Source organism: Streptomyces sp. NPDC005728 (genome assembly GCF_040630895.1).
In the GTDB taxonomy this organism is placed as follows: domain Bacteria; phylum Actinomycetota; class Actinomycetes; order Streptomycetales; family Streptomycetaceae; genus Streptomyces.
The window spans coordinates 1-9,480 of record NZ_JBEXYL010000181.1 but is presented as its reverse complement, the minus strand read 5'-3'; the positions used below and the strand labels follow the sequence as shown (position 1 = coordinate 9,480).

The following is a 9,480-nucleotide window of genomic DNA, read 5'->3' as shown; positions in this document are numbered from 1 at the left end:
GTTCGCGTCGAAAGAGGCAGTGCGTGCTTGGTTCTCACTCCGCACGTTGCGCAGTCCCTCGTGGTGTGCACGGGATGGATCAGATGCACGGTCCGGCCGTGCTTGCGGGCCATCTCGACCAGCGCCCGCTTCGCAGCGCCGATCGCGGCTATGAACAGGGCAACAGGTCGGGCGCCACGGTCGCGTTGCTCACCATCCGCGCCCAGAGTTGCGTGCCCAACCGGGCGTCGTACAGGCATGCAATGAAGGCAGACCCCCGCCAGAGCCACCAGGGAGCCTTCACTGACCACCGACGCCCCGGAGTCAACCCTGTCCCGCCTCCGATGCCGGTCCGGACACGGCCGCGCCAAGGCGGGAGGCCAGGGTGGCAACCGCATCCCGAAGCTCCGTCCCGCCCGCGACATGGAAGGCGTAAGGGACTGCCGCCAGCCACTCCTGCGCGTACATCACCGGGTTGCGGGTGCTGCCGACGAGCACGCAGCGTTCTCCCGCCACCCCCAGCGGTTCGAGCTGTCCCATCGACGGCCCGATCCACGGGGCGACCCGCTCCACCGGTGCGTCGAAGAGCACGCGGGTGGGATAGGCCCATCCGGTGCCCAGGTTCTCCTCCAGCACCGTGACCGGGTCGAGGTCTTCCGGCATCCGGAACCCGACCGTAGTCTCCTCGGCCGCCAGTACGCGATCGACCCGGTAGGTGCGCACGGCGTCCGCGCGATGGGAATGGCAGAGCAGGTACCAGCGCGCCCGGCGTACGACGACCGCCCACGGGTCCACCTCCGCCCGCCACTGGTTGCCGGCTTCGCTCCGGTAGGTGATCACTACGCGCCGCCGGGCAGCGATCGCGTCCACCAGGGCGCTCGTGACGGCGGGATCGGCGTAGGCCGCACTCGGATCGGGCGCGGCAGCGGCATGCTCGCGCAGCGCGGCCGCCTGACGCCCGATCCCCTCGGGCAGCGCGTGGACGACCTTGTCCAGAGCGGAGCCGACGAGGTCCCCGGGATCGGTGGCGGCGGGCCTGCCGTCGAGCACCGCCATGACCAGGCCGAGCGCTTCGCTCTGGGTGAAGCTCACCGGGGGCAGCCGGGTCCCTCGCCGCAACTGGTATCCCCCGTGCGGGCCGCGCACGGAGTCCACGAGGATGCCGGCCTCCCGGAGGATCGCGACGTAGCGACGGGCGGCGCGGTCGGTCACTCCGAGCTTCTGGGCGAGTTGCTCGGCGGTCGTGCCAGGGCGGGTCCGCAGGATCTCAAGGGTGCGCAATGCGCGCGCGGTCGGGCTCGTTCCTGTCTGCACGTCGGACAGCGTAGGCGGCCGCCTGGCAATCAGGAAGCAGATCGTCCTGAACCGCTCCTAGCATGGGAGCGCTCGGCCGGGTAGGCCGCGTCCACTGCGCGACGCCTTCGGCCACCTCTGCCTCAACCTCGACATGGAAGTGGGACTCACTGTGGAAATCCTGCTCATCGGCGGCCTGTGGCTGGACGGCACCGCCTGGGACGCGGTGGTACCGGCCCTCGAGGCGCTCGGGCACCGCCCGCGGCCTGTGACCCTGCCGGGCCAGGGCGACGGACACCTCTCTGCCACGCTCGACGAGCAGGTGGCGGCAGTCCTCGCCGCCGTTGATGCAACGGTGGACAAGCCCCTGCTCGTGGCGCACTCAGCCGCCTGCACCATCGGCTGGCTGGCCGCTGACGCGCGCCCGGAACGGGTGGCCAAGCTGGCGCTGATCGGCGGCTTCCCCAACGAGGACGGCCAGCCGTACGCCGACTTCTTCGAAATGCGCGACGGCACCGTGCCTTTCCCCGGCTGGGGCCCGTTCGCGGGAGCAGACAGCGCCGACCTCGACGAGGAACTCCGGCGGCGCATCGCAGCCGATGCCATCCCCGTCCCCGAACGGGTGGCCAGGGGCGTGGTCCGGCTGACGGACCAGCGCCGCTATGAGGTTCCGGTCGTGGTGGTCTGCCCGGAGTTCACCCCGGAGCAGGCCCGCGAATGGATCACTGCCGGCGAGGCGCCGGAACTCGCCCGGGCCAAACACGTCGAGTTCGTCGACATCGACTCCGGCCACTGGCCGATGTTCACCAAGCCGGCCGAACTCGCCCGCCTCCTCGACGGGGCAGCATCCCGGGACTGACCGAGCAGGGACTCCGACTATGGTTCACACCGTCCGCCATCTGAACACCCGGACCTGGGACGCGTTCGCCGAACTCGTCGAACGCAACAACGGCATCTTCGGCGGCTGTTGGTGCATCGGCTACCACCCCGAGTGCGGCCAGCCGGGAATCGACCACCGCTCCATCAAAGAGCAGCGCGTCCGCACGGACCAGGCCCACGCCGCGCTCGTTCTCGATGAGGACGGCACCGCCCAGGGCTGGTGCCAGTACGGCAGTCCCGAGGAACTGCCCAACATCAAGCACCGCCGCGCGTACGACAAGGACGCGCCCCCGCTCCCGGACTGGCGGATTACCTGCATCTACGTCGACAGGCGACACCGCCGCCAGGGCATTGCCCACACAGCCCTGCAGGGCGCCCTCGACCAGATCGCCCAGGCCGGCGGCGGCCTGGTCGAGGCCATCCCCGAAGTCACTCTCGGCCGCCAGGCCCAGGGACGCTTTCTCTTCAGCGGGACGGTCGAGCTGTTCGAAGACTACGGATTCACCCGTGTCCGCCAGGTCGGCAAGCACGCATGGATCTTGAGCAGGCACGTGGATCCAGCTTGACTGCTCTCCTCCCTGAAGGGAGGAGATTCCTGGCTCAGGCTGCCCGCTGAGGCGGCGCCTCAGCGGGTCTTACGCCCTCGACACCAGCCGGGTTCAGACCTGCCCGGACGAGCATCACGCGCGCGGAGTTCTTGTCCCTGGGAGATACGGCTCCGCACACGGTGCAGGCATACGTTCGCGTCGAAAGAGGCAGTGCGTGCTTGGTTCTCACTCCGCACGTTGCGCAGTCCCTCGTGGTGTGCACGGGATGGATCAGATGCACGGTCCGCCGGTGCTTGCGGGCCATCTCGACCAGCGCCCGCTTCGCAGCGCCGATCGCAGCGTCTGCCGCCTTGCGGGCCATCGTCGTACGGGCGAGGAACTTCGACCTGAAGTCCTCCACCGCCAAAGCATCGTGGTCCCGTACCGCCTTCTTGGCCCACTTGCGGACGCCGTGGTCTCGGCCCGCCTGCTCGCCGTGAGGCGGCCGCTGCGGCCACGGGGCCGCGCCGGATGCCGGGGGAATTCCGGGCGCGGCCCGTCAGCGGCAGCGGCGGGTGTTGAGCCGGGCGGCCTGGCGGGTCAGGTGGTCGCGCTCGGCGAGGTTGGGTGCCTTGTGGGCCGCCTCGGCGTACAGGCGTGCCGCCGTCGTCAGGTCGCCGTCGCGCTCGTGGAGGTAGGCCGCCACCGCGGCGTGGCGGGGCAGTGAGTCGTCCAGCGCCGCGAGCGCGGCCAGGCCGGCGCGCGGTCCGTCGGCCTCGCCGACGGCCACCGCGCGGTTGAGCCGGACGACGGGGCTGTCGGTCAGGCGTACGAGTTCGTCGTACCACTCGACGATCTGCACCCAGTCGGTGTCCTGCGGGGTGGGCGCGTCCGCGTGGAGGGCGGCGATGGCGGCCTGGGCCTGGAACTCGCCGAGGCGGTCGCGGGCGAGGGCGGCCTGCAGGATCCCGACGCCCTCGGCGATCGAGGCGGTGTCCCACCGGGTGCGGTCCTGTTCGGCGAGCGGCACCAGGGTGCCGTCGGGTGCGGTCCGGGTGGCGCGCCGGGCATGGTGGAGCAGCATGAGGGCGAGCAGTCCCGCCACCTCGGGGTGGTCGGCCTGGGCCGCGAGCTGCCGGGTGAGCCGGATGGCCTCGGCGGCGAGGTCGACGTCGCCCGAGTAGCCCTCGTTGAAGACCAGGTAGAGGACGCGCAGCACGGTGGCGACGTCGCCGCTGCGGTCGAAGCGGACGCCGGAGACGGTGCGCTTGGCCCGGCTGATGCGCTGCGCCATGGTCGCCTCGGGCACCAGGTAGGCCTGGGCGATCTGGCGGGTGGTGAGCCCGCCGACGGCGCGCAGTGTGAGGGCGACCGCGGACGAGGGTGTCAGCGAGGGGTGGGCGCACAGGAAGTAGAGCTGGAGCGTGTCGTCCGCTGCGGGCGTGGGGCCGGGCGCGGGCTCCTCCTCGACGAGGTCCTCACGCCGGCGGCGGGCGGTGTCCGCCCGGGCCGCGTCGAGGAACTTGCGCCAGGCCACGGTGACCAGCCAGCCCTTCGCATCCCGCGGCGGGTCGGTGGGCCAGACGCGGACCGCCTCGACCAGTGCCTCCTGCACGGCGTCCTCGGCCGCCGCGAAGTCGGCTCCGCGGCGGACGAGGACGGTGAGCACGCTCGGGGTGAGGCTCCTGAGCAGGACCTCGTCCATCAGTGGCATGACTCCGTGATGGTGGGCGGCGCGGCCAGGAACGGGCGCACCTCCAGCCACTCGTGGATCGGCTTCCCGCCCGCCCCGGGGGCGGCCGACAGTTCCCCGGCCAGCTCGACGGCGCGCTCGTAGCTGTCGACGTCGATCACCATCCAGCCGGCGATGAGGTCCTTCGTCTCGGCGAACGGGCCGTCGGTGACCGGCGGGCGCCCCTCACCGTCGTAGCGGACCCAGGCCCCCTCGGGGGCGAGTGCCTGGCCGTCGACGAACTCGCCGGTCTTCTCCAGCCGGGCCGCGAAGTCGTTCATGTACTGCACGTGCGCCGAGATCTCCTCGGGCGTCCACTGGTCCATGGGCGCGTCGTTTACCGGAGCCGGGGCGCCACGGTAGTGCTTGAGCAGCAAGTACTTGGCCATCGTGAGTCTCCTCGGTGCTGGTGCGACCCATTGTGGTCGCGTTCACTGCGGGGACGGAGCCAGGCACCGGTTCTCGACATCGCCATCAGAATTCTTTTTCGGGCTCTCGTGGATGAACCCGGGTGAGCCGTTCCGCGGTGTCCGGGGTTCACGGCGTGGCGCGAGGGCGAGGGCGCGTCCTGCACGCGGAGGTCTCGCTGCACCAGGCCCTGGAGGCCACGGCCCCCTCGCCGAGAGCGGCCGGGTCAGCCCCGGCGACCACGTCCTGATCACGGCCGCCTCCAGCAGCGTCGGCCTGGCCGCCCTCCAGATCGCCCGCCACATCGGCGCGATCCCCATCGCCACCACGCGCGGCGCCGACAAGGAGCAGCGCCTCCTGGATGCCGGCGCGGCCCATGTCATCGTCACCGGCGAGGAGGGCCTCCCCGCCCGCGTCAAGGAGATCACCGGCGGCGAAGGCGTCCGCCTGGCCTTCGATCCCGTAGCCGGCCCCGGTGTCGAGACCCTCGCCCGCGGCATCGCCCCCGGCGGATTCCTGGTGGTCTACGGCGCCCTCGACCCGCGCCCCACCCCGCTGCCCAACGCCCGGTCCTACCCGGCGCTGACCAGCAGCACGTACACCCTCTTCGAGATCACCACGAACCCCGAGCGCCTGCGCCGCGCGGTCGCGTTCGTGGGCGCCGGTCTCGCCTCGGGCACCCTCGCCCCGGTCGTGGACCGCACCTTCGACCTCGCGGACATCGCCGAGGCCCACCGCTACATGGCGGCCAACGGCCAGGTCGGCAAGATCGTCGTCACCGTCACCCACGACGACACGGCGGCGTGAACCGGCCGGACGCGACCGCCGGACCGCCACGCTGCGCTGCGTGAGCTCTCGTCGCCTTCGCCCCTTCGAAAGCGGCCGAGCGCATGCGGCTCGTACGATCGCAAGCGGGACGGGGACCGTAGCGCAGGAGCGGTCGGACAGGAGACAGCGTGGACGCCACGAAGATCGGGGCTGTCGAGACCGACAGGCTGAGCCTCGTACCACTCGCTGTCGAACACGCGGACGAGATGGCCGAAGTGCTCTCCGACCCGGCTCTGCATGTCTTCATCGGCGGCGCCCCGCACTCCGCGCAGGCTCTGCGGGCACGGTACGAACGCCTGGCGGCCGGCTCACCCGATCCTTCCCGGACGTGGTGGAACTGGGTGATCCGGCTCCGCGAGGACAAACACCTGACCGGGACGGTGCAGGCAACGATCACTGTCACCGAGCACGAGCGTACGGCCGAGGTCGCCTGGGTGGTCGGAACTCCGTGGCAGGGGCGCGGGATCGCCACGGAGGCGGCACGAGGACTGGTTGCCTGGCTGCAGCAGCAGGACGTACGGGCGATCCGTGCCCACATCCATCCGGATCATCACGCATCCGCTGCCGTTGCCGCCGCTGCCGGCCTGGCTCCCACCGGTCACTGCCACGACGGCGAGATCCGGTGGGAGCTTCCCGCGACGCAGTCACCCGCAGGCATGCCCTGACCGTCGGGTGGAAGGCCGGATCAGCCGGCAGCGGGCATTTCAGCTCGTGCGCGGCTGCCGGCGAGCCGGTAGGTGCCAGTAGACGCCGGTACCGGCTTCGATGATGGTGCCGTTGAAGGCGGGACGAGGCCGTCGGGATCCTGCGGTGCCCGGGCCTCCACGGCGTGTGACTCGGGCCCGCCGCATCGCGCGACGGGCCCGGTCTTCGTGGCCGAGGCGGGATTTGAACCCGCGACCTCTGGGTTATGAGCCCAGCGAGCTGCCTACCTGCTCCACCCGGCGGCCTCCACTGTAGGACGCCGCAACAGCCCGCGGCGAACGGTTTTGGGCGCTCTCCCCGGCGTCGAGGCATCGCCTCCCAGGCGTTCGCCGAGCCGATCGAGCGGGCGGGAGGGCACCCGCCCGCTCGCCGCCGACGCTGCTGCTGCTGACAACGCCGTTTCCATCCGTGTGCCACAAAGTGCGGCTTCATCGGTGACCGGGCGCAGCCGGTGCTCCGCGCGGGCCCGGGGGCAGGAGATCGGCCTCCTGCCATTGACGCGTTGAGCTTCCGCTTCGCAGGCGTCTTCCCGCGGGCGTCAGTGGCCAGTTGGATTTCCCCGCTCACGGCCACTTCAGCTCCCCACCATGACCACTTCGATGCCCCGCTGGCGGCCACTTCGTATACGCAGCGTGAGGTCATCCCCGGCGGCGCTCGCCCCACCACGGAAGGATCGGAGGCAGGTCGCTGAGCCCGCGGGCTGGCCGCTTCGGCATCGGCGACTCCCCGTCGTCCCCGTCCCAGCGGCGTGCGTATTGGTCCGGGAGGTTGCCCCAGCCCCAGTAGGGAACCGGGCGGTCGGGTGCCTCGCCGAGTTCGTCGAGGGGATCGATGCGCTTTTCGGTCACCGTGCACAGGTGGGCCCAGTCGTCGCCCATGTCGAAGACGTAGGCGAACTGCTCGCCGGCCTGCAACCTGCTCAGCTTGGTTGCATGGCCATCCACGGTGCCGTCCGGGGCCTCGTCGTCCCACCAGTCCAGTGGGCTGACCCGGGCGCCGTCGGACAGCGTGAACAGGTGCAGGTGGGCCAGGTCCCAGCGGCCGAAGGCGAGATCGATGGCCGTGGCGAACTGAGCGAAGGAGTGCGAGCGCGCGGCGGCGAAGACGCGGCCGGGGCGAGGCCACAGGTCTGCGCCGTGCCCGGAGACCAACTCCACCCGGATGGACAGCCAGGTACGTGCCACGATCACAACCCTTCATGCGCCAGGTCCCCGAGCCAGCACCGAGGCTACTGAGCATGACTGCCAGTTGGGGAATCGAGCTGGCCGTGCGTGGGGAATTGCTACTGGCCGCCGACACGCGGGGCTGCACGCGGGCCCCATGCGAAAGCGCCTAGGCCGAGTTGAGTACCCGTGCTCACGCCCGGGGCGTTGCCGCGCCGCGCGTATCGGTGCAGCGGCGCAGCCGAGAGCGCCGGCTCCTTCCGGCTGAGACAGTTACACAGTTACGGAGAACCTCGTCATGTCCCGACGTATCGTCCTGTCCGTTGCCGCCGGTGCCGTTGTCCTCGCAGGTGCCGGAGCCTTCGCCTTCGCCTACGCCGGGGTGCAGCCCCCTGCCCTGGCGCACAGCACCGCCCGTTACACGGCCCCCGAAGGCGGCCGGGACGGCTCGTTCACCTTCACCACCGAGGTCACGGCGTCCTCGGGCGTCAAGAAGCTGAGGGTTCTGGCCTGGCCGGCGAACTCCTCCTTCGCCAAGAAGCCGCTGACGGCCAAGGACATGGCTAAGGCGGAGCAGGCCAGTTGCAAGAGCGCCGGCGGGGACCGTGTGCGCTGCGTCTACACGGTCGAGGTGACCGGCGCCGAGGCCGCCTCGTCGCCGCGTGGCCCCTGGCACGTCGCCGTGCTCGCCACCGCCCAGGACGGCACCACCACCCTGGACACCAAGGCGGCGGGCTTCACCGTCGGCTGACCCGTTGCTCCCGGGCCGCGCGCCGTGCGCCGTGCGCCGGCAGGCTGGCGGCCTTCGCGTCGGCCGTGGCCGCTGTCGCAGGGCACAGGCGAAGCGAGCGGTTCGCCAGCGGTCCCGGCCGAAGGTGCGGGCGGCCGAAAGCCGGCAGGGCGCTGCTGACACCACCGGCGACGGTCCGTCAGCATGGGGGCCGTGTCCGAGAAGCCGAGCACCCCGCGCCGGATCGCCGACGGCCATGTCGCGCAGGTCGCCGCCCTCGATCCCGTGACCTCGACCCGGCTCGGCCTCACCCCCGAGGACGACCGGCTGCCGGATCTGTCACCGCAGGGCTTCGAGGCGCTCGCCGAACTGGCCCGGCAATCGCTGTCCTCGCTGGATACCGCCGAACGCGACGGCGAGAAGAACGGCGTGGTGTGGGAGGACGCCGAGCGCACCTGCGCCCGGCTGCTGCGGGAACGGCTGACCTCGGAACTCGCCCTGCACGAGGCGGGCGACCACATCCGCGCGCTGCGCAACGTCGGCTCGCCCCTGCACCGAGTGCGGCGCATCTTCACCCTGATGCCCACCGGCACCGACGAGAACTGGGCGGCTGTGGCCGGACGGCTGCGCAACCTGCCCGGCGCGCTGGGCCCTGAGGAGCAGCAGCATGACCGCCACAACGGACGTCCCGCCGGAAGTTCTGGGCGCACTGGCTGAACATCTGCCAGGTCTGGACGGCCTGCCCGACGAAAGAGCCCGTGGTCGCGGCTGCGTCTGGCGCGGCCAGTACCTGACCGCCGAGACCGCCGTCGACCTCGGCGAGCAGGTCGAGTAGCCCGACGCCCTGCGCTGGTTCCCTCGGGGCTGTCACCCGTGCACGGCCGACCGGGCGCACCGCTCGATGCTCGACCACGCCTCGTTCTGCCCGCTCTGCGCGCACGCGGATTCGGCGGCGGACTGTGTCCTCAGCCGGGGCCTGTACCGCCTGCAGAGGGAGTGCCGTCGATGACTCCGAAGACAACCACGGCACCAACGATTGCGCATTTCGGGGCGAGGGCGGCCGGCTACTGCGGGGAGTGGTATCCCGGCCAGCGCGGGTTCTGTACCCGGCCGCCCCGCGCGGATAAGCGGCACGTCGATGGGAGCAGCACTGGAGACGCAGGGCCGTCCCTGGCCCCCGCCAGGGGCGGTCCTGCACACGAACGCCCGCCTTGCGGGAGCACCCAGTGCCCCCGG

The 9,480-nt window shown here is 71.4% G+C and carries 11 protein-coding genes, 1 tRNA gene and 2 pseudogenes; 7 read left to right on the top strand and 7 right to left on the bottom strand.

Annotated elements, in window-relative coordinates; genetic code table 11:
* Positions 1-149 (bottom strand): annotated as a pseudogene (locus ABZ471_RS46175) (RNA-guided endonuclease TnpB family protein); the annotation flags it as partial.
* A gap of 154 nt (positions 150-303) precedes the next feature.
* A complete protein-coding gene (locus ABZ471_RS46170) occupies positions 304-1,293 on the bottom strand; it encodes a WYL domain-containing protein (protein WP_359075151.1) in 990 nt (329 codons plus the stop codon).
* Between the two features lie 151 nt (positions 1,294-1,444).
* Between ABZ471_RS46170 and ABZ471_RS46165 the strand changes: the two genes are divergently transcribed.
* Both ABZ471_RS46165 and ABZ471_RS46160 read left to right on the top strand, forming a co-directional pair.
* Positions 1,445-2,131 (top strand): alpha/beta hydrolase, encoded by a 687-nt coding sequence (locus tag ABZ471_RS46165; protein ID WP_359075153.1) that lies wholly within the window; start codon positions 1,445-1,447, stop codon positions 2,129-2,131.
* A 19-nt stretch (positions 2,132-2,150) separates the two neighbouring features.
* Complete coding sequence (locus tag ABZ471_RS46160) at positions 2,151-2,717, top strand: GNAT family N-acetyltransferase (RefSeq protein ID WP_359075150.1); 567 nt, start codon at positions 2,151-2,153, stop codon at positions 2,715-2,717.
* Positions 2,718-2,751: 34 nt separating this feature from the next.
* Here the strand turns inward: ABZ471_RS46160 and ABZ471_RS46155 are convergent.
* From ABZ471_RS46155 to ABZ471_RS46145, 3 genes and pseudogenes are all read right to left on the bottom strand, one after another.
* Positions 2,752-3,144 (bottom strand): annotated as a pseudogene (locus ABZ471_RS46155) (zinc ribbon domain-containing protein); the annotation flags it as partial.
* Between the two features lie 93 nt (positions 3,145-3,237).
* Positions 3,238-4,383, bottom strand: coding sequence for a DUF6596 domain-containing protein (locus ABZ471_RS46150; RefSeq protein WP_359075152.1), 1,146 nt, complete (start codon positions 4,381-4,383; stop codon positions 3,238-3,240).
* The gene (locus ABZ471_RS46145; RefSeq protein ID WP_359075149.1) at positions 4,383-4,799 is read right to left on the bottom strand and encodes a YciI family protein; all 417 of its coding nucleotides are present in this window, start codon (positions 4,797-4,799) and stop codon (positions 4,383-4,385) included. Before ABZ471_RS46145 ends, ABZ471_RS46150 begins: the two co-directional genes overlap by 1 nt.
* Positions 4,800-4,911: 112 nt before the next feature.
* On the opposite strand from ABZ471_RS46145, the gene ABZ471_RS46140 reads away from it, so the two are divergent.
* Positions 4,912-5,625 (top strand): zinc-binding dehydrogenase, encoded by a 714-nt coding sequence (locus ABZ471_RS46140; RefSeq protein ID WP_359075148.1) that lies wholly within the window; start codon positions 4,912-4,914, stop codon positions 5,623-5,625.
* Positions 5,626-5,774: 149 nt separating this feature from the next.
* Complete coding sequence (locus ABZ471_RS46135; protein WP_359075147.1) at positions 5,775-6,311, top strand: GNAT family N-acetyltransferase; 537 nt, start codon at positions 5,775-5,777, stop codon at positions 6,309-6,311.
* Between the two features lie 208 nt (positions 6,312-6,519).
* Here ABZ471_RS46135 and ABZ471_RS46130 read toward each other — a convergent pair.
* Together ABZ471_RS46130 and ABZ471_RS46125 are read right to left on the bottom strand one after the other, a co-directional pair.
* Positions 6,520-6,593, bottom strand: a tRNA-Met gene (locus ABZ471_RS46130).
* Between the two features lie 396 nt (positions 6,594-6,989).
* Positions 6,990-7,535 (bottom strand): hypothetical protein, encoded by a 546-nt coding sequence (locus tag ABZ471_RS46125; protein ID WP_359075146.1) that lies wholly within the window; start codon positions 7,533-7,535, stop codon positions 6,990-6,992.
* 277 nt (positions 7,536-7,812) lie between these two features.
* Here ABZ471_RS46125 and ABZ471_RS46120 point away from each other — a divergent pair, with 277 nt between their 5' ends.
* The 3 genes from ABZ471_RS46120 (at position 7,813) to ABZ471_RS46110 (ending at position 9,079) form a co-directional block, all read left to right on the top strand.
* Positions 7,813-8,265 carry a DUF5707 domain-containing protein gene (locus ABZ471_RS46120; protein ID WP_359075145.1) on the top strand — a complete coding sequence of 151 codons (453 nt, stop codon included), beginning with the start codon at positions 7,813-7,815 and terminating at the stop codon, positions 8,263-8,265.
* A gap of 192 nt (positions 8,266-8,457) precedes the next feature.
* The gene (locus ABZ471_RS46115) at positions 8,458-8,961 is read left to right on the top strand and encodes a DUF885 family protein (RefSeq protein WP_359075144.1); all 504 of its coding nucleotides are present in this window, start codon (positions 8,458-8,460) and stop codon (positions 8,959-8,961) included.
* Entirely contained in the window at positions 8,912-9,079 is a 168-nt protein-coding gene (locus ABZ471_RS46110; RefSeq protein WP_359075143.1) for a hypothetical protein, read from the top strand. Before ABZ471_RS46115 ends, ABZ471_RS46110 begins: the two co-directional genes overlap by 50 nt.
* The last annotated feature ends 401 nt before the right edge of the window (positions 9,080-9,480 follow it).

What these genes read in the sequence shown, in the direction of transcription:
- ABZ471_RS46160 (WP_359075150.1), top strand. Translation starts at nt 2,151, where the DNA reads ATGGTTCACACCGTCCGCCATCTGAACACCCGGACCTGGGACGCGTTC.
- ABZ471_RS46150 (WP_359075152.1), bottom strand. Translation starts at nt 4,383, where the DNA reads ATGGACGAGGTCCTGCTCAGGAGCCTCACCCCGAGCGTGCTCACCGTC.
- ABZ471_RS46145 (WP_359075149.1), bottom strand. Translation starts at nt 4,799, where the DNA reads ATGGCCAAGTACTTGCTGCTCAAGCACTACCGTGGCGCCCCGGCTCCG.
- ABZ471_RS46140 (WP_359075148.1), top strand. Translation starts at nt 4,912, where the DNA reads ATGAACCCGGGTGAGCCGTTCCGCGGTGTCCGGGGTTCACGGCGTGGC.
- ABZ471_RS46120 (WP_359075145.1), top strand. Translation starts at nt 7,813, where the DNA reads ATGTCCCGACGTATCGTCCTGTCCGTTGCCGCCGGTGCCGTTGTCCTC.
- ABZ471_RS46110 (WP_359075143.1), top strand. Translation starts at nt 8,912, where the DNA reads ATGACCGCCACAACGGACGTCCCGCCGGAAGTTCTGGGCGCACTGGCT.